This is a genomic window from Rhodobacter sp. JA431 (assembly GCF_900217725.1).
Taxonomy (GTDB): Bacteria; Pseudomonadota; Alphaproteobacteria; order Rhodobacterales; family Rhodobacteraceae; genus Rhodobacter; species Rhodobacter aestuarii.
This window is the reverse complement of the sequence record NZ_OBMP01000004.1, coordinates 357,339-381,049: the sequence shown is the minus strand read 5'-3', so window position 1 is coordinate 381,049 and position 23,711 is coordinate 357,339. Positions and strand designations below refer to the sequence as shown.

The 23,711-nt window shown below is 60.4% G+C and carries 15 protein-coding genes; 5 read left to right on the top strand and 10 right to left on the bottom strand.

Translation table 11 applies throughout. The annotated features are described in order from the left end of the window. Positions 1-133: 133 nt before the first annotated feature. Entirely contained in the window at positions 134-982 is an 849-nt protein-coding gene (locus CRO18_RS10995; protein WP_097082133.1) for an asparaginase domain-containing protein, read from the top strand. 10 nt (positions 983-992) lie between these two features. Here the strand turns inward: CRO18_RS10995 and CRO18_RS10990 are convergent, their stop codons facing one another. Together CRO18_RS10990 and pepT are read right to left on the bottom strand one after the other, a co-directional pair. Further along, entirely contained in the window at positions 993-1,490 is a 498-nt protein-coding gene (locus CRO18_RS10990; RefSeq protein WP_097082132.1) for a DUF4405 domain-containing protein, read from the bottom strand. 155 nt (positions 1,491-1,645) lie between these two features. Continuing rightward, a complete protein-coding gene (pepT, locus tag CRO18_RS10985; protein ID WP_076486256.1) occupies positions 1,646-2,881 on the bottom strand; it encodes a peptidase T in 1,236 nt (411 codons plus the stop codon). Between the two features lie 105 nt (positions 2,882-2,986). Here pepT and CRO18_RS10980 point away from each other — a divergent pair, with 105 nt between their 5' ends. Both CRO18_RS10980 and CRO18_RS18825 read left to right on the top strand, forming a co-directional pair. Next, positions 2,987-5,296, top strand: a complete 2,310-nt coding sequence (locus tag CRO18_RS10980; protein WP_097082131.1) for a Tex family protein — start codon at positions 2,987-2,989, stop codon at positions 5,294-5,296. Positions 5,297-5,403: 107 nt separating this feature from the next. Further along, the gene (locus CRO18_RS18825; protein ID WP_170952638.1) at positions 5,404-5,556 is read left to right on the top strand and encodes a hypothetical protein; all 153 of its coding nucleotides are present in this window, start codon (positions 5,404-5,406) and stop codon (positions 5,554-5,556) included. A gap of 3 nt (positions 5,557-5,559) precedes the next feature. Here the strand turns inward: CRO18_RS18825 and CRO18_RS10975 are convergent, their stop codons facing one another. Beyond that, a complete protein-coding gene (locus CRO18_RS10975) occupies positions 5,560-6,369 on the bottom strand; it encodes a division plane positioning ATPase MipZ (RefSeq protein ID WP_076486254.1) in 810 nt (269 codons plus the stop codon). Positions 6,370-6,739: 370 nt separating this feature from the next. Here CRO18_RS10975 and CRO18_RS10970 point away from each other — a divergent pair, with 370 nt between their 5' ends. Then, entirely contained in the window at positions 6,740-10,459 is a 3,720-nt protein-coding gene (locus CRO18_RS10970) for a PAS domain-containing protein (protein ID WP_097082130.1), read from the top strand. A gap of 15 nt (positions 10,460-10,474) precedes the next feature. Here CRO18_RS10970 and CRO18_RS10965 read toward each other — a convergent pair whose 3' ends face one another. Further along, on the bottom strand, positions 10,475-11,062 hold the full coding sequence (locus tag CRO18_RS10965) for a CHAP domain-containing protein (protein ID WP_249276048.1): 588 nt from the start codon (positions 11,060-11,062) through the stop codon (positions 10,475-10,477). Positions 11,063-11,253: 191 nt separating this feature from the next. Continuing rightward, on the bottom strand, positions 11,254-12,552 hold the full coding sequence (gene nhaD / locus CRO18_RS10960; protein ID WP_249276047.1) for a sodium:proton antiporter NhaD: 1,299 nt from the start codon (positions 12,550-12,552) through the stop codon (positions 11,254-11,256). 350 nt (positions 12,553-12,902) lie between these two features. On the opposite strand from nhaD, the gene CRO18_RS10955 reads away from it, so the two are divergent. Further along, a complete protein-coding gene (locus CRO18_RS10955; protein ID WP_373455195.1) occupies positions 12,903-14,195 on the top strand; it encodes a PP2C family protein-serine/threonine phosphatase in 1,293 nt (430 codons plus the stop codon). Here the strand turns inward: CRO18_RS10955 and CRO18_RS10950 are convergent. From CRO18_RS10950 to CRO18_RS10930, 5 genes are all read right to left on the bottom strand, one after another. After that, positions 14,192-15,364, bottom strand: a complete 1,173-nt coding sequence (locus tag CRO18_RS10950) for an HlyD family type I secretion periplasmic adaptor subunit (protein WP_097082128.1) — start codon at positions 15,362-15,364, stop codon at positions 14,192-14,194. The two genes, CRO18_RS10955 and CRO18_RS10950, sit on opposite strands and share 4 nt — an antisense overlap. After that, positions 15,361-17,610, bottom strand: coding sequence for an ATP-binding cassette domain-containing protein (locus CRO18_RS10945; RefSeq protein ID WP_097082127.1), 2,250 nt, complete (start codon positions 17,608-17,610; stop codon positions 15,361-15,363). The genes CRO18_RS10950 and CRO18_RS10945 overlap by 4 nt, the downstream gene beginning before the upstream one ends. Before the next feature lie 16 nt (positions 17,611-17,626). Further along, positions 17,627-18,964 (bottom strand): TolC family protein, encoded by a 1,338-nt coding sequence (locus tag CRO18_RS10940; protein ID WP_097082126.1) that lies wholly within the window; start codon positions 18,962-18,964, stop codon positions 17,627-17,629. A 10-nt stretch (positions 18,965-18,974) separates the two neighbouring features. Next, positions 18,975-23,039, bottom strand: coding sequence for an Ig-like domain-containing protein (locus tag CRO18_RS10935; RefSeq protein ID WP_097082125.1), 4,065 nt, complete (start codon positions 23,037-23,039; stop codon positions 18,975-18,977). 168 nt (positions 23,040-23,207) lie between these two features. Beyond that, a complete protein-coding gene (locus CRO18_RS10930) occupies positions 23,208-23,645 on the bottom strand; it encodes an NUDIX hydrolase (protein ID WP_076486246.1) in 438 nt (145 codons plus the stop codon). Positions 23,646-23,711: the final 66 nt, after the last annotated feature.

The following is a 23,711-nucleotide window of genomic DNA, read 5'->3' as shown; positions in this document are numbered from 1 at the left end:
CGCAAGCCCTGACGCGGCGGAAAGTGTGGGCGGATGAGTCGCCCGTAATGCCCGCCAAAGCAGGCCGATTCTCGCAGGCTGCTGACCTTTTGTCCCGCTTGCGTTAGCGCAAAGCCTGCGGCAATGCATCCCTATGACACTCTTGCTGATCCATACTGGCGGCACCATCGGCATGGCGCCGGGGCCGCATGGGCTACGCCCCGAACCGGGGCTGGTCGAGGCCGCCATTGCCGCGCGACTACCCGAAGGGGTGGCGCTCAAAGCGCATGTCTTTGCGCCTTTGCGCGACAGCGCCGATATTGGCCCCGCCGATTGGAATGCGATTTTGGATGCGCTCGATGCGCATCCGGGCCTGCCCGCGCTTGTGACCCATGGCACCGATACAATGGCGTTTACCGGCGCGGCGCTTTCGCAAGCTTTGGCGGGGGCCGGACGGCGTGTGGTGATGTGCGGGTCGATGCAGCCCTTGGGCCAAGGTGGCGATGCAGAGCGCAACCTTGATCTGGCGCTTGCGGCGGCCCAAGCCCCCGGCGTCGGCGTAGATTTGGCCTTTGACGGGCGGCTTTTGCCCGCGGCAGGGCTGGTGAAACATGATAGCCACGCCGCCAATGCCTTTCGCAGCCAACCGCAAGACCCCGGCACACCCCCCGCCCGGAAGCGTTTTGAGCTAGACCGAAAATTCGCGGTTCTAAGCCTTTCCCCCGGCCTGCCAGCGAGCGCACTTGGCGCCATGCTCGACGCGCTCGACGGGGCGGTTTTACGTGTTTTTGGCGCAGGCACGGTGATGAATAACCCGGCCATCTTGGCGGTGTTGCGCAGCGCGATTGCCCAAGGCAAACGGCTACGCGCGGTCAGCCAATGCGAGGCGGGCGGGCTCAGCCCAGGGGCCTATGCCGCCGGGGCCGCGCTTTGGGAGGCGGGCGTTGAAAACGGCGGCCGCGAAACACCAGAAGCCGCGCTGGCGCGGCTTTGGCTTTCGTAAGGCGCAATAATTAGCGCGCGACCAGCGCCGCCGCCACCGCCTCAACCGATTGGCCAGAGCCCTCGGCCACTGCCATCAGGCTCTCGCTCGGGTCCGTCACGGTGAAGCCTGCCGCAGTCAGCTTGGCAGTAAGGCCTGCCCCATCGGTGCCAAAAATCGGCGCAACATCTTGAACCGAGCTTTGCAGCACCGTCATCGCGATGGCGAATTGCGGCGGGCCCGAGCGGCCTTCGGAACCCGAACTCGGCAGCGCAAAGGGCACCGCCACCAACAGCGACACGGCCAAGCCAATCCACATCGGCGCGCGTTTGAGGTAATTCACCACCGAGCGCCAGTTCTTCCACACATGCAGCACAAACGGCACGATCAGCACCATCGACAAAATCTCGTGCATTTCATGGAAGGTGCCCATGCCCACATGGAAGAAAAGCGCCACGCCAGAGACAAGCGAGACAAGGAACAACCCGGTGATGAACGGGGTGGCATAACGGCTAAGAGCGGAATTCATTTTCACTGTCTTTCTGATGGATGAGGGCTTGCTGCCCTCTTGGGGAGATTTCGCAAACCAAACGTTGGAGCGCGACGTTTCCGTCGCGCCCCTATCAGAATTTCTTTAATGGTCTGATAGTTATAGCTCAGACTCAGCTTTAACGAGCGCGCCGATCATGCCTTGGCAGCACGGGTGAGCAGCCGCAGGCAAACATCGGTCGCCACCGCCATATCTTGCACAGACACCCATTCGAGCGGGCCGTGAATGTCTTGCATGCCAGTGAAGATATTCGGGCAAGGCACACCCATTTCGGTCAGCCGCGACCCATCGGTGCCACCACGGATCGGCACCGACAAAGGCTCGATCCCGGCATCACGGCAAGCGTCGCGCGCCAGATCGACAGGCGTCATATCCTTTTCAAGCCAATAGCGCATGTTGCGATATTGCGGTTTGATCGTGCAGGTGATCGTGGCGCGCGGTTCGGTGGCCGCTACAGCCGCGCAAACCTGCTGCAACATCTCTCCCCGCGCAGCGAGGCCATCCAGTTCAAAGTCGCGCAGGATGATCGAGAATTCGACCTCCGCCGCTGTGCCCGCAATATTGGTGATGTGCCAAAAACCCTCGCGCCCCTCGACGACTTCGGGGGTTTGCGTGGCTTGCGGCAGCATGTCGATGATTTTGGCGGCCAGATGCAGCGCATTGACCATTTTGCCGGTGGCCGTGCCGGGGTGGGTGGAAACGCCCACCACCTTCACCTTCGCCCCATCGGCCGAGAAGCTTTCATATTCGATCTCGCCCACCGCGCCGCCATCGAGCGTATAGGCGAAATCCGCGCCCAGATCGGCGGGCAGACGGGCATCGACACCGCGACCAATTTCTTCATCCGGCGTGAAGGCCAACCGGACCTTACCATGCGGCACATCGGGGTTGGCAATCAAATGCTCGGCAAGCGTCATCAAAATGGCCACGCCCGCTTTGTCATCCGCCCCCAAAAGCGTGGCACCAGAAGCGGTGATCAGATCATGGCCGACCTTCTCGCCCAAATAAGGGTTGCGCGCGGGGGAGTTCACCAGACCCGGCGCATCTGGGTAAGTGATCTCACCGCCGTTATAGCCACGAATGACGCGCGGCTTCACCCCCACCGCATTATAGGCCGGTGCGGTGTCCATATGCGCCAGCATCCCAATCACCGGGCCTTCGGCGGTGGCGGGAACGGTCGCCAAAACCACGCCGTAATCGGTGATATGCACCTCTTGCGCGCCAATCGCCTCCAATTCCTGCGCCAAAATCTTGGCAAGGTTGAGCTGAATCGCTGTGCTGGGCGAAGTCGGGCTTTCCTCATCGCTTTGCGTATCGACCTCGCAATAGCGGATCAGGCGGGTTTCCAGTTTAGAATGATAGTCTTGCATGAGGGGCTCCTTATGCGTGCAATGGGCGCCGCTCAGCCGGGAGTGTCAAGCCTTGCTCCGCGCGGGCGGGGGGGCTACATCACCCCTCCAGCATCGGAGGAACGCATGGATACCGCCACCCGCATCGCCCGCACTATTGCCACAGATATTGATGCCACCCCCGCCCAAGTGGGCGCGGCGGTTGAACTGTTGGATGGCGGCGCGACGGTGCCCTTTGTCGCGCGCTATCGTAAAGAGGTGACTGGGGGGCTGGATGACACGCAATTGCGCAAACTGGCCGAGCGGCTGGATTATCTGCGCGAACGCGAGGCCCGGCGCGCGGCGATCATTTCCTCGATCACCGATCAAGGCAAAATGACCGATGATCTTGCCAAGGCGCTCGCACAGGCCGAGACCAAGGCGGAACTGGAAGACCTTTACCTGCCCTATAAGCCCAAGCGCCGCACCAAAGCTATGATGGCGCGCGAAAATGGGCTCGCTGCGCTGGTCGATGCAATCTTGGCGGATCGCAGCGCCACACCCGAAGCTTTGGCGGATGGATACATTTCCGAAGCCGTGCCCACGGTGAAAGATGCGCTCAATGGCGCGCGCGAGATTGTAGCGGAAAGTCTGGTCGAAAACGCGCAACTGCTTGGGTCTTTGCGCGATTACCTCACCCGCGAAGCCTATCTGACGGCGAAGGTCGTCGACGGTCAGCAGGAAAAGGGCGCGAAGTTTTCCGACTATTTCGACCATCGCGAGCGTTGGGCCGATGTGCCCAGCCACCGCGCCTTGGCCATGCTGCGCGGCTCCAATGAAGGAGTGCTGACGCTCGACATCAGCCCCGATGAAGACGGCGTTGCCCGCGCCGAGGCGATGGTGGCCGCTGTGCTTGATGCACGCGGCAAAACCCCCGGCGATGAGTGGCTGCGCAAAGCGGCGGGCTGGACGTGGCGGGTGAAACTCAGCCTGTCGATGATGCTGGATCTTTTGTCCGATATGCGTGGCCGTGCGCAGGAAGAGGCGATCCGCGTTTTCTCGCGCAACCTCAAAGATCTGTTGCTCGCTGCTCCGGCGGGGGCCAAGGCGACGCTCGGCCTCGACCCCGGCATTCGCACGGGGGTAAAAGCCGCCGTGGTCGATGCCACGGGCAAGCTGTTGGCCACCGACACGCTTTACCCCTTCCCGCCCAAAAGCGATATGCGCGGCGCGCAAGCTGCACTTATGCGTCTCATCACGGCGCATGGGGTGGAACTGATCGCCATCGGCAACGGCACGGCAAGCCGTGAAACGGAACGCATGGTGGCCGAAACGTTGAAGCTTTTGCCGAGCCAAGCAAAAGCCCCCACCAAAGTGGTGGTGTCGGAGGCAGGGGCCTCGGTCTATTCGGCCTCCGAGCTCGCCGCGCGCGAATTCCCCGAGCTTGACGTAAGCCTGCGCGGCGCGGTGTCGATTGCGCGGCGGCTGCAAGACCCGCTCGCCGAACTGGTGAAGATTGAACCGAAGTCCATCGGCGTGGGCCAATACCAACACGATGTGGATCAATCGAAACTGGGCCGCGCGCTGGAGGGCGTGGTGGAAGATGCGGTGAACGCCGTGGGGGTGGACCTCAACACCGCCTCAGCGCCTTTGCTCGCCCATGTTTCGGGCCTCGGGCCCGGGCTGGCCGAGGCGATTGTCGCGCATCGTGATAGCAACGGCGCCTTCAAGGCCCGCAAAGAACTGCTGAAAGTGGCCCGCCTTGGGCCGCGCGCCTTTGAGCAATGCGCCGGGTTCTTGCGGATCACCGACGGCGTTGAACCGCTGGATGCCTCTTCTGTTCACCCCGAGGCCTATGATGTGGCCCGCGCCATCGTGAAAGCCTGCGGGCGTGATATCCGCAGCCTGATGGGGGATAGCGCCACGCTCACCCGGCTGCGCGCGCAGGATTTTGTCACCGAGACTTTCGGCTTGCCCACGGTGCGCGATATTCTGGCAGAGCTTGAAAAACCGGGCCGTGACCCGCGCCCGAGCTTTGTGACCGCTGCCTTTGCCGATGGCGTGGAAGATATCAAAGACCTCAAACCCGGCATGCAGTTGGAAGGCACGGTCACCAACGTCGCCGCCTTTGGCGCCTTTGTCGACATTGGCGTGCACCAAGATGGGCTCGTCCATATCTCCCAACTGGCGGATCGGTTCGTCAAAGACCCGCATGAGGTGGTGAAAGCGGGCGATGTAGTGAAGGTTCGCGTGACCGAAGTGGATGTGCCGCGCAAACGCATTGGGCTGACGATGCGCAAAGACGGTGGCACTTCTGCGCGTGAAGAGCGTGCCGCGCGCGGGCCGGACAAGCCCAAAGGCCCCAAAGGCAAGGGCCCGATGCAGGCCGGACCCAAAGGGGGCAATAGCACCGGCGCTTTTGGCGCCGCGCTGCTCGATGCAATGAAGAAGCGCTAATCCAGCGACACAGACGCCCCGCGTTTACCCTGACAGGGCCCCGTTTTGGCCGCAAATCCCTTGGAAGATGATCTCAAGACGGTTTGCGGCCACGAACGGAGGATAAGATGGCGCAGAGACTGATCACCCTTTGGGCGCGGTTGCGTCACACCGAAAACGATGTTTTCGCCGCAAGGCTGACTGCGCTTGGCGATGCGAAACAGGCCCGCTGCCTGCACGCGCCAATCTCCCCGTTTCGGGCGGCTGCGCGCAGCCTTTAAGCCTTAGAAATCTACCGTCACGCCCGGCAGATCGAGCGTTTTCACCAGATCACGCAATTCCTGCCGCGCGGCGACGTTGGAGATATTGAGGTTTTCCACCCCAAGATCGCGGAGATCCAAAAGCGTCATGCCGCGCGGGAACAGTTCGCGGAAAATCACCCGTTCCGAGAAGCCCGGCGCCACCCGGAAACCGATCCGCTTGGAAAGCTGATCCAGCGCCTCGCCCACCTTGCGCTTGTTATGGGCCTGTTGCGCGCCCATCCGGTTGCGCAGCACGATCCAGTCAATCGGCTTCAGCCCGGCCCGCGCGCGCAACTGCCGCGCCGACCAGACCATTTCCGAGTAAATCGAGGGGCCCGTGACCTTCGATGTTTCCGGGTCGATCCGGGCCAGCAGGTCAAAGTCGATGAAACTGTCATTGAGCGGGGTGATCAGCGTATCGGCCAGCGAATGCGCCACTTGGCTCAGCCGCGTATGCGAGCCGGGGCAATCGATGATCACGAAATCACAAATCGGGTCGAGCTCTGCCACAGCGGTCGACAGCCGATGGTCGTAAGGGTTTTCCCCCGGCGCAAGGCTTGCCGCATCCACCTCGGGCAAGGTGCGGTAATCGGGCGTCGGCAGGTCCAGCCCTTCGCGCGCCATATAGGCCAGCCGGTTTTCCACATAACGGCCAAAGCTGCGCTGCCGAAGGTCAAGGTCCAGCCCGCCGACCTTATGGCCCATCCGCGCCAATGCGGTGGCCACATGCATACTGGTGGTCGATTTTCCCGAACCGCCCTTCTCATTGCCGACAACGATGATATGCGCCACGTGTTCAACCCCATTTTCCGGCCCTCTGCGGAGCCTGCTCGTTTATAGGACGCCCCGGCTACCGAAGGAAGTGCTCTGGCGCAAGGGGGATGGTGCGCGATCTTGCCTCGCACAAAAGCGACTCAGCGCACGAACCTTTGTGCAAATGAGGCGGCAAAAATTCTTATCTGCGCCTAAATTTACGTCAGGTCAGCGAAGCTGCTGAAATTGCCCGAAATTAAGCGCACTGCTTTTGTCAGGTCAGCGCAAAACCCTTGTTTTGTTGAATTTCTCGCCAAGTCTTAAGCACCCATTAACCCTGAAATGGTTTCTTTACCTCGTGAACTGAACGCCCTCGGCCTCACAAACGCCGACGGCTTCGGAGGTGTGAATGACAATTGAACTGGTTCCTGTGCCCCCCCCCCTTGCGGCCCCGCTGGCCGCTTTGGCCGCGCCACGCCCTGCAATCGCATTGGCGTTTGACGGTGAAGGCCGCCTGACCGAGGTGAATGAAATGCTTTGTGCGCGGCTTGGCCACGATCAGGCAGAGCTTTTGCTTCGCCCCCTTGCCGATCTGTTTGCCCCCTCGGAACGCGCGCAGGTCTTGGAATGGTTCGCCTCAACCGCCACCGATGCGACCTTGACGCTTGAAGGCCCCGAAGACAGCCCGAGCTATTTTTTGGTGACACTGATCCGCCTCGGCCCTGGCCTGCCGGGGCGCGCCACGCTCACCGAGCAAGCCCTGCCCCTTGAAGAAGTCACCCGTTTGCGGGCCGAAAAAGCGCAACTTGCCGCCATCGTCAGCGCAGCCAATTTGGGGCAATGGCATTGGAACGTGCAAACCGGCGAGACGATCTTTGACGAACGCTGGGCCGAAATCGCGGGCTATACGCTCCATGAACTGTACCCGATCAGCATCAAGACATGGGCGCAACTGTGCCACCCTGAGGATTTGGCGCGCTCGGAAGCCGAGTTGAAACGCCATTTTGATGGCGAAACCAGTTGGTATGAAATCGAGGCGCGCATTCGCCATAAATCGGGCCGGTGGGTCTGGATCCGCGATCTGGGCCGGGTCCGCAGCTGGACCCCGGATGGGAAGCCCGAATGGATGAGCGGCGTGCATCGCGAGATTGACGCATGGAAACGGCGCGAGTCTCGCCTGCGTCGCGCGCAAGACCTGCTGGAACGCGCGGGTATGTTGGCAGGCCTGGGCAGTTGGGAACTTGATCTGCGGACGAACGAGGTTTCTTGGTCCGATGAAACCTGTCGTCTTCATGGCGTGCCCCTCGGCCATGCGCCCGGGTTGGAAGAAGCCATCACCTATTACGCCCCCGAGGCGCAACCGGCGATCCGTGCCGCCGTGGAGGCCGGCATAAAGGACGGCACGCCTTGGGATCTGGAACTGCCGCTCAACCGTGCCGATGGCCAAAGGATTTGGGTGCGTTCCGTGGGCGAGGTCGCGTTTGAAGACGGTGCGCCCATTCGGCTTAGCGGCGCGATCCAAGACATCACCCGGCGCAAAGAGATTGAGGCGCAACTGGCCGAAACCGCGGCCTCGGCGCGGCGCGCGCGCGACCGGCTTAACACGCTTGCCGACAATGCCCCCGGCGCCTTGTTTGAGCACCGTGCAGACCCGTCTGGCACGGTGGATCTGCCCTATTTCAGTGCCCGTCTACCTGACCTATTGGGGGTTTCGCGCGAGGAGATTGAAGCCGATGGCGGCGCTGCCGCGCGGAATGTGCACCCCGACGATATCGAGATGTTGGGCGCAGAAATCGCCCAATCGCGCGAAAAGCTTTCACCGCTCGACGTGCGTTATCGGCTCAACCATCCCGAACGCGGGCTGCGCTGGATGCAGCTGTCTTCTATCCCTTATGCACAACCCGATGGCGCGGTGGTCTGGCATGGGATCGTGTCGGATGTGACCGAGAAAGGCGAAATGGTCGCGGCGCTGCAATTGGCGCATGAACGGCTCAATACCATTGCCGAAAACGTGCCCGGCGCGCTGTTTGAATACCGCCGCGAACCCAACAATCGGCAGTGGTTTCCTTACTTCACGCAAAAGCTGCCGGAGCTTTTGGGGGTCTCGGCAGAGCAACTCAAGGCCGATGGCAAATCGGCCCGGATGTTCCTGCCGCCGGAAGATTGCGCCAAACTTGTTGAGCGCTTCTCCGCTTCACACGAAACGCTGTCGCTCGTGGAATTGCGGTTTCGGGTCGTGCGCGAGGATCAGCCGGTGCGCTGGGTGCATCTTTGGGCGTCCCCCTTCGCGCATCCTGACGGAACGATGACATGGTTTGGCAAGGCCGTTGACATCACCGACCGGCTTGAAGTCGAAGCACAGGCCATCGCCGCGGCAGCCGAGGTCAAACAAGCCCACGCAAGGTTGAATGCGATCACCGAAATCGCGCCGGTGGGATTGTTTGAATACCACCTCTTGTTGGATGGCGAGACCGAGTTTTCCTATTCCAGCGCGCGTTTCAGCGACTTAGTCGGGTTTGAACGCCCTGAGATCGAGGCGCTTGGCGGCGCGCTTTTGGATCGCGTCGTGCCCGAAGACCGCGCCAAGATGAATGAGCTCACGGCGCAAAGCGCCTCTGCGCTGACCCCTTGGCGGATGCGGTTCCGCTATCTGCACCCCAAACGCGGACTGATCTGGCTCAATGCCTCCTCCACACCGCAACGCTGCGCCGATGGCTCAACCATCTGGACGGGCGGGCTTTACGATGTGACAAGCGACGTCGCTCGGGAAACCGAACTGGAAAAAGCCTATGCGCTGGCCGAGCGGATGCGGGCAAGCAACGAACATCTGGCACTGCATGACGGGCTGACGGGGCTTGCCAACCGGCGCTATTTCGACCGCCATCTGGAAGAACGGCTGCAAGCCGCGCGCAGCGAAGACGGTCCGAGCGATTGCACCCTGATCCAAATCGACGTGGATCACTTCAAATATGTCAATGACACGCTGGGCCATGAAGCGGGCGACCAAGCACTGCGCCGCTTGGCCGATGTGCTGCGCGCCACCTTGCAAACCGGCGATTTCGCCGCGCGCTTGGGGGGCGATGAATTCTCGGTGCTGCTGGCGCCGGGCAGCACGGTGGCGCGGTCTGAGGCTGTGGTGGCGCAATTGCGCGGTGCGCTGCGCGAGCCCTTCCAATATCGCGGTACGATGATCCGGATTACTGCGTCTTTCGGGATTGTCCGCACCCCCGATGTCACCGGCCTGACCGAGGAGCTTCAGCTTTACGCCGATGCTGCGCTTTACCGCGCCAAGGCCGCTGGGCGGGACCGGGTGGAGGTGTTCTCAGGCAATCTGACCAAGCGTATCCACGACAATCGCACAATGGTCATGGACCTGCACCGCGCCTTGGAACGCCGCGAATTGGAGCCTTGGTTCCAACCGCAGCTTTGCGCCCGCTCCGGTCGCTTGACGGGGGTTGAGGTGCTGGTGCGCTGGCGGCATCCGCATCGCGGATTGCTCAGTGCCGAGGCCTTCATGCCGCTTGCAGAACACATGCAAATCGTGCCGGACATTGATGCGATGATGATGGCCAAAAGCCATGCAATATTGGCGAAATGGCACGCCGATGGGGTGATCGTGCCGAAGATCGCCTTCAACATCGGGGCCGATGATCTGCAAGAACCCGAGTTTGCTGCGCAACTGGCCGGGTTGGATTTTGGCCCGACAAAGGTTGCGCTGGAATTGCGAGAATCGCTCTGCATTGATGCCGATTCCGAGTCTTTGCGGGATAATCTGGCCGCGCTGCAGACGGCGGGCGTCTCGCTCGAGATTGACGACTTCGGCTCCGGTCGCGCCTCGCTTTTGTGCCTGATGGCGCTGCGCCCCGGCGCGCTTAAACTGGACCGGCGGATCATCGGCCCAATGCGGGACAGCGAACGTGCGGTGGAACTGGTGCGGGGCATCGTCAAAATGGCAGGCGCGCTCGGGATCGACACAATCGCCGAAGGGGTGGAGACCCAAAAACAAGCGAACCACCTGCGCGCCATGGGTTGCGATGTTTTGCAAGGCTATCTGCTGTCTGCGCCACTTGAAGCGGAAGAGATGGCACGCTTCATGAAGCGCAACAGCGAGGTTCCGCTCCCGGTCTAGGCGCGGGCAGCCACGTTAGCTGCGCGTTTCGGGCTCGTAGATAAAACCAGAAACCGGATAAACGCGGCCCAACTGGCCCGGCGTGCTCATCACACGCACTGCGCTCCAGTCGTTTTTCGGCGACACATCCACCACGGTCATCCCGAAGGAAAGCTGATTGCGCTTCCAGTTCGCGTGGTCGATGCGAATCTCGCGCTCCGACACGACCTCGGACACCACGGCAACATGGCCCAAGGGCAGTTTCCGCGTGCCGGTGAACGCCATCACCGCACCGGGTTTGGGGGTATGGCCACGGCCATAAACGCCCTCCGCCTGCGACCACCAGGTCCGGGCATTGCCACGAATCTCGATCCCGGAGGCATTGCGGGCAAAGGGCACGCACCAAACGCGCTGACCGCGCGCGCGCAACTCTTTCGCCATGGCAATAGCGAAAGCCTTCCGCTCCGGGTCGATCCCTTCCGGTTCAGGCCGGGCCGAAGCGAAGTTCAAGAAGGATTTGCTCGATTGGGTCGGTGCTTCACCACAAGCCGAAAGGCCAAGCGCAAGTCCAAGAACCAGAGGAAGTTTCAACGCCCAGTTCATGGAAAGAAGGCTTTTGGTCATCATGTCCTGATCGCGTTTTGGTTACCGATTTCTTGTCGGGCAAAGACATACAGGCAGGCCCCACCGCTCGAAAAGCCCCCAAAGGCGCGGCCTCCGGCCACTGCGCGGATTCCTGCCCAAACCGCAGCACAAAGAAAAGCCCGGGCTGAACACATGTCAGCCCGGGCCAAATGATCCGCTTGCGGAGCCGTTTAGAACGCGTTCGCAGCAACCTCAAAGTGATGCGCGTTCAGCACAAGGTGCACCCCGATCGAGGCGAAATAGCCAAGCGCAATCGCCCAACTCCATTTCAGGTGCCCCGAGAACGTGTAATGGCCCCGTGCCTGCCCCATCAGCGCCACGCCCGCCGCCGAACCAATCGACAAAAGCGAACCGCCCACACCGCAAGTCAGCGTGATCAGCAGCCATTGGCCATGGCTCATTTCAGGCTCCATGGTCAGCACGGCAAACATCAGCGGGATGTTGTCGACCACGGCAGACATCGCGCCAAGGATCATGTTGGCAGCCGTGGCCCCAAGACCATCGTAAAGCGCGGTCGAGAGCAGGTCGAGGTAGCCCAACACGCCAAGCCCGCCCACGGCAAAGATGATGCCGAAGAAAAACAGCAACGTATCCCATTCGACCCGTTCAAACAGTTTGAACGCATCCAGAACCAGCTCCGAATCTTTCAAACGCTTGCCCTTGCGGGTGAGGAAGTAGGAATAGATCTGCATATAGCCCAGACCCATCATCATCCCCATCGCAGGCGGCAGATGCAGGAAGTTCTTGAAGCTGATCGCCGTAACGATGGTGAGCAAGAACAAGATCAGCACGACGCGCCCACCCGGTTTCATGCGCGCGTTATCGGTCGCGGGCGGCGGCAATTCGGCAGGCACCGCAAACGACATGATCAAAGCCGGCACGAACCAGTTCACCATCGACGGGATGAAGATCACGAAGAACTCAAAGAAATCGATCACGCCCTTTTGCCAAACCATCAGCGTGGTGATGTCACCAAACGGGGTGAAAGCGCCGCCAGCATTGGCGGCCACGACGATGTTCACGCAGCCGACCGTGACAAATTTCGCCGAGGAGCGGCCCACGGCCACCACAACAGCGCCCATCACCAATGCGGTGGTCAGGTTGTCGAAGATGCCCGAAAGGAAGAAGGCGAGCACGCCCGTGAGCCAAAACAGCTTGCGATAGCTCAGCCCCATGCCAATCAGCTTGGCGCGCAACGCATCAAAAACGCGGCGCTCTTCCATTGTGTTCACATAGGTAATCGCCACCAGCAGGAACAAGAACAGTTCGCCATATTCCTCAACGATATGGGTGGCATGTTCATGCGCCTCATCCGACATGCCGTGCATCGCATAGGCGATCCCGATCAAAGTCCAGATCAAGCCAGCGGCCAGCATCACCGGTTTCGATTTGCGCATATGCGTGGCTTCTTCAAACACCACAAGCACATAGGCGCCTATAAAGATGACGACCGACAGGAGCCCGAACATACTTCCTGTCAGATTGAGTTCATGCATAGGTTCGCTCTCCCAGCTGCTCTGCCTTAGCCGGGTTCCGACACCCGCGGCGCATGCGTTTTGGCCGAAAACGTGTCCGACCGAACGCCGAACCTTTAAAGGACTGGGCCCGCGTCGGGCAACAGGAATCGGCTTTTTGGCCCGGAATCTGCGCCCCATATCCAATGTTTGCCCGCAATTAGGGCCAAACAGCGTGCCGAGATTCTGCAGAGGATTGACCGTACCCCGATAGGTTGTGCGCACCGCAAGTTACGCAAAACAAGACAAACGGCGTTTACCGCTTCTTAAACTCCTTCCCCCACTCTCCAGTCACTTTGCTATTGGTGAATTTCGTGTCTGAACGCCTGCACCATCTCCAGCCTGCTTCCCGCGGCGCCGATCTTGGGCGCCCGCGCTGTGTGCTTGTGGTGGACGACAGTCGGATGAGTCGACGCATTCTTTCCGCCCAACTAACCCGCGCGGGCTACACGGTGCTTGAGGCCGAAAGCGGCGAAGAGGCGCTTGAGATCTGCGCAGAAACAGAGCCGGATTTCGTATTGTCGGACTGGGTCATGGATGGCATGACCGGGATCGAATTTTGCAAGAAATTCCGTGAGATGGACCGTAAAGGCTACGGCTATTTCATCTTGCTGACCTCCAAATCAGACAAAAATGACGTCGCAGAAGGGCTGCAAAGCGGGGCCGATGATTTTCTGGCCAAGCCGGTCAATGGCGACGAGTTGCGGGCCAGACTCACTGCGGGCGAGCGCATCCTGACCATGGAACAAGAGATGAAGGAGAAGAACCGGCTCCTGTCATCCGCACTGGAAGAGTTGCGCACAGTTTACGACTCAATCGACCGTGATCTGGTCGAGGCGCGCAAACTACAGCAAAGCCTTGTGCAGGAACGATTCCGCTGCTTCGGCAATGCACAGGTATCGCTGACGCTGCGCCCCTCGGGCCATGTCGGCGGTGATCTTGTTGGATTTTTCCCGATCAATGCGCGGCGCGTCGCGCTTTACGGGATCGACGTGTCGGGCCACGGCATCACCTCCGCCATGATGACGGCGCGGCTTGCGGGCTATCTGTCTGGCTCCTCGCCGGAACAAAACATCGCGCTTATTCAAACGGAATACGGCATCTACGATGCGCGTGATCCTGCGGAATTGGCGGGCTACCTCAATGCGCTGGTGCTTGAGGAAATGCAGACCGATAGCTACTTCACGCTGATCTATGCCGATGTGGACCTTATCTCCGGCCAAGCCTCGCTGGTGCAGGCGGGCCATCCGCACCCGGCGGTGCTCCGCGCCAATGGCACGGTCGAGTTCTTGGGCAATGGCGGCATGCCCGTCGGCCTGATTGATGGGGCGAGTTACGAAACCATCACTACGCAACTGAACCCGGGAGATCGGCTGTTTCTCGGCTCTGACGGGATCACCGAAATCCAGCTTTCGAACGGCGAACAACTCGCCGAAGAGGGGCTTTCGCAATTGCTGCATGACTTCCGCGACATGCGGGGACAGGCCCTGCTGGATGCGATGTATTGGGAATTGCAGCGGCTTTCGTCCGACGCGCTTAGCGATGATGTCTCGGCCGTGCTCTTTGAATTCGACGGTGCCAAAGAAAACCTTGATTAAGGCTCCCGCAGCGCCTCGCGCGATTTGTAAAGCGGCTTGAGCAGGTAATTCAAAATCGTCTTCTCGCCCGTGTGCAACTCGACCGAGGCCTGCATGCCGGGGCGCACGTCAAAGCTGCGCTGGCGATCCGTTAGATGCCCCAAATCCACCCGCAAAGTGACCTTGTAATAGGGCTGCGCATCGGGCTTGCGTTCGTCTTTGAACGTGTCCGCCGAAACGAAATGCACCTTTCCCTCAAGGCTGCCATAGATCGTGTAATCATAGGCGGAAAGCTTGATCGTCGCGTCTTGGCCAACCTTCACAAAGGCGATGTCCTTGGGCGCGATTTGCGCATCAATGAACAGTTCTTCATCGAGCGGGATGATCTGCATGATCTCTTCGCCCGGGCGCACAACGCCACCGATGGTGGTGACCGAAAGCTTGTTGACCACGCCCCGCATCGGCGAGGTCAGAAGGGTGCGTTCCAACTGATCTTGCGAGAGTTTCAGCTGTTGGCGCAACGTGCCAAGCTTGTCGAGCGTATCGGAATATTCCGCCGCGCGCTCCAACTCCACCTTGGTGATGATGTCATTGAGTTGCGCCTCGGCATCCGAAAAGCCTTTGCGCGCCTTCGTCACATCAATCAGCGGGGCAATGTCCTTTTCATACATCCGCTCCATAAGATCCCGCTCGGCGCGGGCTTGTTCCAGCACCGCCGCAGCCCCCGCTTTGCGGGATTGGAAATCGCTCAACCGCGCCGTCAAAAGCGCGCTTTCCGATTTCACGATCTCGGGCACAAGCTCTTCTTGTTCGATGCTGGCTTCAAAAGCATCAAAGCCATTCATCTCCGCCTCAAGGCGCAACTGGCGGATTTCGAGCGCCGCGATCTGCGCGCGCAAATCATCCACCTGCGCCTTGTAAGACGTGTCGTGCAACCGCCCAAGCAGTTGCCCCGGCTCCACCTCTTCGCCTTCCGAGACGTTGAGCTCCGCCAAAATGCCGCCTTCAAGGTTTTGGATGATCTGCGGCTTCGATGAAGAGACAATCTCGCCCGGGCCGCGCACGATCTGATCGACCGAGGCAATCGCCGACCAGCCGAGGAACAAAACCACCGTCGCCACCACAATCCAGATTGTCAGGCTCATCTTCCGCGCGGCGGTCAAAACCGCGCTGGGGTCCACCGTGGTCATTGCCCTGCCCCGGCCTTCGCCTTGGTCAGATGCGCGAGCACCGCATCACGCGGGCCATCCACGGCCATCCGGCCATTTTGCAAGATCAGCGTGCGCGTGGTCAGCGACAAGATCGGCACCCGATGCGTGGCAATAATCGCCGTGCGCCCTGTGAGCCAAGTATCAAGGCGGCTCACAAGCGTGGTTTCCAGCGTGGTATCCAACGAGGCCGTCGGTTCATCGAGCAAAACGACAGAGGGGTCTTGCAACCACAACCGCGCCCAACCAATCGACTGACGCTGCCCAACCGAAAGCCCCTCGCCGCCATCGCGGATTTCAAGGTCGAGCCCACGCGGATGGGCGCGCAGGAACGGGCCAAGACCCGCAAAGTCGAGCGCCTGATAAAGCCGCTCTTCATCGCGTTCGAGCTGCGTCAGGTTCAGGTTGTCGCGCAACGTGCCGGAAAACAGCCGCACATCTTGGCTCAAATAGCCCACCGAGCGGCGCAGATCGCGCGGGTGCAATTGCCCCAGATCCACCCCATCAAGCAAAATCCGCCCGGAACTGGGTTCGTAAACCCCGGCCAAAAGCCGCAATAGGGTCGATTTACCCGAACCATTCGCGCCCAAAATCGCCACACGCTGCCCGGCGGGAACGCGCAGGCTGGCAATGTCGATATTGGTTGCGCCGTCGGCATCATATTTGAACTCAAGCCCGCGCAGTTCAAACTCGCCCTCAATCGCCTCGGCCCGCAAATAGCTGCGGCTTTCGGCCTGCACCTGATCGGCACAGACAATGGCATCCAGCCCATCAAGCGCGGCTTTCACATTGGCCCAACGCGCCAAAGTGCCCGCCAATTGCGTAAGCGGCGCCAGCGTGCGCGAGGTCAAAATCCCGATGGCGATGATCGCCCCCACGGTGAACTCACCCGCGAAGACCATATAAGTGCCAAAGACCACGGCGGCCAAATAGGTGCCCTGTTGCACCATCTGCGCCCAATAGGTGAGCGCCGAGGCGAGCTTGCGGCTTTCAGAGGATTTTACCGCCGAAAGGGTGGAAAGCTCTTCCCAGATCCGCTTGAACCGATCATTGCCGCGCTGGGTCGAAACCGTTTCATGCTCATAAATCGCCTCGTGCAGCAGCTTGGCCGCCCGCATAGAGGCCCCTTGGGTGGATTTGGTGATCTCGATCATCTTCTTTTGCATGAAGAAGCCGGGCAACACCATCAGCACCGCACCCAAGGCCAGCACCCAAACAAGGTTGCCACCGATGCTGGCCACCAAAAGCAAGAAGATGAAAATGAAGGGAATATCGGCCAAGGTGCCGATCGTGGAGGCGGTAAAGAACTCCCGCACCGAAGAAAATTCGCGCATCGCTGAAAACAGCTGGCTGGGCGAGCGCCGCCCCGGAGCCGCCTTCATCCCCAAAAGACGATCCATCAGCAGGCTTTGCACGGTGAGCTCAATCTTACGGCCAGACAGATCCATCAACCCAGACCGCGCCAATTTCAGCGCCATTTCCAGCACCAGCGCCAGCATGGCACCGAGCGCTAACACCCAAAGCGTGGATTCCGATTTATGCGGGATGACGCGGTCGTAAACCTGCATCGAGAACATCGCGACGGAGACGGCCAAGATATTGGCAAAGAACGAGCCAACCGCCACCTCCGCAAAGGCGCGGCGCTGCGCCTTGAACGCGCCCCAAAACCAATGCTCTGTGCTGGTCGCAGGCGCGTGGCGCTGTTCAAGCTGCTTGAGCGAGGTCCGCGCACGGATGATCTTGCCCGAGAAGAAGGGGGCGAAATCCTCAAGCGGCACTTCTGCGCGCTGATCGGGGCAGGTCTTGTCATAGACAAAAAGCGTGTCGTGCTCTTGCCCGATCACCAAGACCAATTGGCCCGAGGTCATCTGCGCAAGCGCTGGCCATTGCCCGGGCGAAAGCCGGTCGATCTGCTCGACCGCCGCAGTCATCCCCGCAACGCGGAGCACAGCGGCAATATGTTCGGGCTGCACCTCGTCATTCGAGGCCCCAGTCACAGCGGCGCTGGCTTCTCCCACCGCCAAAAGCATCTGTTCAAGGATATCTGCCGCGGGCACTTGCGCGCCCAAAAGCCCGGCATAGGCTGCCGCCAGTTCAGACCGTGCCTTCGCGCGCCGAGGTGTTTTTGACTCTGCCGTGGGGGCGAGGGCAGGCTTTGGGCGCACCCCTTCAGCGGCCCCGCTGACGCGAGCCGCGTTAATGTCAAACGCTATAACGCGATCAGCCAATAACCCCTACACCTTGTCAGATACTACTCCCGTCTATCAATATCCCGTGTTGGCGAGCGATTTCCAGCTTTATTAACGCTATGTCGTATTTTAGTCCGGCTTGGGCATGCGCCATTTGCGCATAGGTCTCATACATGGACACAAGTTCCATTAATGTTCTGCGCCCCATGCGATATTGCTCGGTGAACATTTCGAGACCAGCCTCGGTTTGTTCAACCACTTGCGCGTCGCGTGCCGCCTTGGCCTGAAGGGCGTTCATTCGTGCGCGTAACGTGGCCACCTGCTGCACATCATCCTGTTTCGCCTTAGCGATGCGGGCGAAAGCCGCCTCTTTCGAGGCATCGACGGCGGCCAGCGTATCAAGCGTTCCAAAGCCCAGCATCTGCTCGACCCCAACCGCCAAGCCAACCGAAGGCTTTCCTTGCCCAACCGAAGCCTGCGCGGAGACATCCGGCAGATGCCCAGCGCGGGCCATTTTCGCTTCCGCCTCGGTGCGCCCGGCCTCGGCCTGCGCCTTAGTGACGGCGAGCGCATCAGGAAGGATTTCGGGCAGATCAATATCGCTCAGCCCGGTGAGCCCCTCAAGCGGTTGCCCCGTCATGGATTGCAACTGCGCCATTGCCGCCTGCGCGCTGTCCCGATCCGCCTGCGCCGTGGCCTGCATTTCGATCAGCTTTTGACGCAACACCCGCGCTTGCGAACCGTCTGACAAGCCACCTTCAACACGCTGACGCATGATGTGGTTGTAATCGCCAAGCTTGGCCGCAGAGCGTTCCGCGACCGCCGCTTGTTCGCGCGCCTTCAAAGCGGTGATATAGGCTTTCAACCCGGTCGCGACGGTGTCGTTCATTTCCGTCGACAGGCTGACTGCGGCCACCTCCACATCGGCGGCGGCATAGTCGCGCTCGGCCCGCTTGGCGCCATTATCCCACAGCACCTGCTCCACCAAAATCCGCGCGGCAAGATCGCCCAGCGAGTTGAGGCTCAGGCTCGGCCCCACCTGCGGCAGCCAGTTCCTCGATTTCGCCTGCGCCGTCAGCCGTGCCACCCGCAATTCGGCTTTGGCCGTGCCTTTGGCATCGGTCAGCACCGCTTGCGAGATTTGCGCATAAGGCCCAGCGCTCGCCAAGGCAGAGTCGCGCCCCGCCAGATCGGCAATAATCGCCGAGGTTTGTTTGGTCGTGCCGGGTTGGCCCGGCATCAGCCCCATGCTGGAGGGGCTGAAGGCCGAGCGACCGGTGGGAAACGGCGTTCCCTCCATGCAGCCGCTCAAACCCGCTGCAACCAGTGTTGCCACAGTGATCCGGGCCAGTGTCCTAGCCCGGAGCCGCGGCGCTGCGCCTGTCCGGGTCATCACGATCCCCTTAAATCGTCAAATTGGTGATCGCGTCATCGACCCAAAGGCGCTCGCCATCTGCGCCAAGCGTGTAGAGGCTGTAGGTATGCCCATCGACCACGGTGTTTTGATGCGTATCCGTGGCGTCTTGGAGCGTGACATGATCCCCGCTGTCGCCTTTGACATAGAGATCATTGCCCGCCCCGGTGATCGCCTCGATCTGGGTATCGGTGATGGTGAGGTCGGTTTTGGCCGCGGTCAGGTCAATTGTGCCGAAGTCAAAATCACTCAAGCCATCGCGGCTCAGATCCAAGGTGACCGTGGTCGTGTTGCTCGCATCGTTGGTGGCCAACAGCAGGGTTGAGGTGGTGTTGCCCGCCGTGTCGTGATCGGTCACCACAAGGTAGGACCCATCCGGCACAGGTGTCGAGCGGAACGCATAGGCGTAGCCATCGCTTGAGCTCGCGGCAAGCGCACTCACCGTTCCATCTTCGGCCACCGCCGAAAGCTGGTAAGTGGTTTCGGCCGTGTCATCGAGCCCAATTCCGACCACCGCGTTATCCGAGGTTCGGTAGGTGACGGCTTCCACATTCGGGCTGTCCGGCGGGGTCAGGTCATAGCTGAAGCTATCCGTCCCCGACGTTTGCGTCATGTTGCCCGCCGCGTCATAGGCCGTCACGGAGTAATTGACCGTGCCGCTGGTGCCAGTCAGAGCGGCGGTATCAAAAGTGGCAGCCCAGTTTTCGCTGCTGCTAAACGTGGCTTCCTCCGTTGCGATCACCCCTTTCGTAACGGGGTCGATCAGCGAAACAATCACTCTCGAGCCCGCCTCAACGGTACCCGTGATCTGGAACCCGTCTTCGGCTTCTTGCGCGTTGACGATATTGTCGCTCGTCACCAAGGGCGACACCGTAAAGTTGCGTACCAGCGGGTCAAAGTCGACCGTGCTCGATTGCGAGGCGGTGTTGCCATAGTAATCAACGGCCCGCACGCTCAGCGTCCCAGAGGTTTCAACCGTGGGCAATTCGCTGAAGGGAATATTTGCCGTCCAGGTCGTGCCGGTCACCGTGGCCTGATATTCTGCACCCGATCCCAACCGCACCCAAACCTGCGACCCGGCCTCAACCGTGCCGCTGACAGCAAGACCATTCAGCCCTTCGACATAGTTTACGACGCCATCAACACCCGCTGTCGTCGTGGTGTGGGTCAGATTAACGACTTCCGTATCCACGCTGATCGAATGGCTCGCGGTCGCGGTATTACCCGCCGCATCGGTCGCAACAGCCGTTGCCATGTAGGTGCCGGTGCCAGTGGGAATTTCGCTCGTGCTGAAGAAGGCAACCCAAACCCCGTTTGCCCCAGCCGTCACCACATGCTTACCAGTGCCAAAGCTGACCTCGACACTGTCGCCCGCCTCTGCGGTCCCCGTGAGTTGGACGCCACCCCCCGAAAGCCGCTCGGCACCGCTGATCAGGTTATCGCTGCCCGACTGGCTCGCGTCGATACGCGCCCAAGTCGACGGGTCAAATTCGACACTGCGCGACGCGGGCTGGCTAACGTTGCCATATTCATCGGTTGCCACCGCCGTTGCGGTATAGGTGCCTTTCGAAAGGGCAACACCGTTCAGCGTCGCTGTCCAGCTCCCATTGGGCTGCACCACCGCATTGTAAGTCTGCCCGTTCAGCGTCACCACCACAGAGGTCGAGCCCGGATCGGCCGTGCCGGAAAGCGTAAAGCCCGCGGCGGCTTCCGCCCCGTTGACAATGTCATCAATGGCGACAGGCAAGCCCGAAAACGCCACCGAAGCCTCGGTATCGACCGAAATCGCATGGCTCGCGGTCGCGGTATTGCCCGCCCCGTCATTCGTGGTCGCTGTCGCGGTCGCCGTGTAGGTGCCCGCCGGGATCTCGGTCGAAGAGAAGGTTGCCACCCATGCCCCTGTTTGGGCATCAGCGGTGACCGTATGCGTGCCATTGGCAAAAGACACCGTGACGGTTGCACCTTTATCGGCGGTACCGGTCAACTGCACGCCACCCGAGGCAGTCCGCTCTGCCCCGCTGATCAGGTTATCGCTACCCGATTGCGTGGCATCAAAAGCCAAAGAGGCTTCGACGTCGAATTCGATATCTTTCGACGCGATCGGGCTGGTGTTGCCATAAGCATCGGTTGCTACAACGGTGGCCGTATGCGTGCCGGTGCCAAGCCCCGCGCCAGAGACCGTGACAGTCCAATCGCCGGTGGCGCTATTGACAGTCGCCGGATAGTCGACCCCATTCAACGTCACGACGACCGAGGTTGAACCAGCCTCTGCGGTGCCCGAAAGCAAAAAGCCATTCGCGGCTTCGGTTGCGTTCACCACATCATCGGCAGTGACCAAGTCGCTGGAGAAAGCCACGGATGCCTCGGTATCGAAGCTGATCACCTTCGAGACAGTCGCGCTGACGTTGTCATAAGCGTCAATCGCGCTCACGGTCACAGTCCGATCACCCGTGCCGAGCGCGACATTGCTCAGCGTGATCGTCCAGTCCCCATTCGCATCGACGGTCGCGGCATAGCTATTGCCATCAAGCGTCACCGTCACCGATTTGGTTCCGGCGTCAGACGTGCCCGTAAGCGTGAAACCATTCGTCGCCTCGCTCGCATTCACCACATCATCGGCGGTGACAGACGCGCTGGAGAAGGCAACAGAGGCCTCGGTGTCGAAGGTGATCACTTTCGACACCGTCGTGCTGACGTTGTCATAAGCGTCAACTGCGGTGACAGTCGCAGTCCGGTCCCCCGTGCCGAGCGCGACATTGCTCAGCGTCACCGTCCAGTCACCATTTGCATCGACGGTCGCAGCATAGCTATTGCCATCAAGCGTCACCGTCACCGATTTGGTCCCGGCCTCAGACGTACCCGTAAGCGTGAAACCATTCGTTGCTTCGGCCGCGTTCACCACATCATCGGCAGTGACAGATGCGCCGGAGAAGGCAACAGAGGCCTCGGTGTCCACTTGCACCGCGTCATTGAGCGTGGTGACGTTACCAAGCGGATCGGTCGCCGTGACGACCATATTCTTGGTATATTCCCCATCCGGCAATTCCGAGGTCAGGAAAGTAACTTCCCATTCGCCATTTCCATCGACCGTCGTGGTGTGTTCGTAGCTGTCAATCGTGACAGAGATCGTCGCACCAATCTCGCCGGTGCCGCGAATAGTGACCCCGTCTTGGTATTCGGCAAAGTTTTCCACATCGCCCGTGGAAACCGCCCCTTCGGTGATCGCCACATCAGGCGGCGTCATATCGATCAGGAAGCCCGGACCATCCAGCTCATAGGGGGTGCCATCCGGCGCGGTCACATAGACCACCGCCTCAAGATCACCATCCGAGGGGAAGGTGGTGTCTTCAAAGGTCACCGACCAAGTCCCGTCAGGGCCAATCGTCGTGGTCTGCGTTTGGTCGCCCAAAACCACCTCAACCGTGGACCCTTCTTCCCCCGTGCCCGACACAGTGGCCGAGGGGTCAACAGTATTCGTGGTCAGCGTGGTTTCCGCATCGGGGTCATCCACGGTTGGAATGATCGTTTGGCTGCCACCGCCGCCACCGCCGCCACCGCCATTAATAAGGCCAAGACCAAGAAGGCCCGCCCCAGCAGCGCCCGCAGCGCCAAGACCCGCCAAAGGCGCAAACATCGCCATGCCGGTGGTATCGTCGTCAACGGCCGGACCGATGATGTCATCACCATCAAGGAAGGCCAATTGGTCGTTCGGGCTCCATTTGCCGATCACTTCGACCCGGCCATAGCCCGCGTAAATCACGCCATCGCCGCCATCATCGAGCGTCACAGCGGTCAATTCACCATCGGCAGAGACATAAAGCTGTGCATTGGCATCAAAGAAGCCCGACAGCGTAATGGTGCGCCCATCAACAAGCGTGATTTGCAAATCATCGCCGTCGCGCGTGTATTTAAGAATGTTGGTTTTGCGCAGGTTGAGCGAGATTTCATCGCCGCTGCCAACCTGAATGAAGTCGCTTGCGCCGTCGCCCGCCACGACACCACGCGTTACACCGCCCATAGAATTACGGACGGCAAAGTTCACCGACTTTACCATTGTACTGCTCCGCCTCGATAGTTCCGGCTCTTTTGGCCGGATATTCTGCTGCTGCTCTTTTAAACCATTAGCTGAAATTGGCTCTTAAGGCTAGCGTGAACTTGCCCATATGTCGTAATTCAGACCCATGTCGGCACAAGTGTGGACTATTTGCACCGCATTTTGGCCCTATTTTCGCCAGATTTGGGCCATAAAGTACCGATCGCCTTCATTTGCGAGACATTGGAGCGCGGTTTCTCCATCCAACCAAACGGCTGTATGACCCTTTTCGGTAGGGGCGCTGCGCTGAAGTGTGGGCCGCGCAAGATAGATGTGGCAGATTTTTTCCGCCCATAGATTGTATTCAGGCATGTAGGTGAAGCGCCGATAGGCCCCCAAACGCCGCGCGCCGGTGATGCCCCATCCGGTTTCCTCGTAAACTTCGCGGGTCAGCGCGGCGAGCGGCCCCTCGCCCGGATCAATGCCACCGCCCGGCAATTGATACTCCGGTACAGGCTCTTCTTGATGCGTAACCAAGAACCGATCCCCCCGCATCAGCACCGCATAGGCCCCCGGACGCGCCTTGTAGTGCTGCCCGCGGACCAGACTTTCTCCGAAACGACGCATTTTCGCCCCCTCACCCCTTGGCCGAGCGGTTGCCCCCACCATATAGGCACGATATGCCAGCCCAAG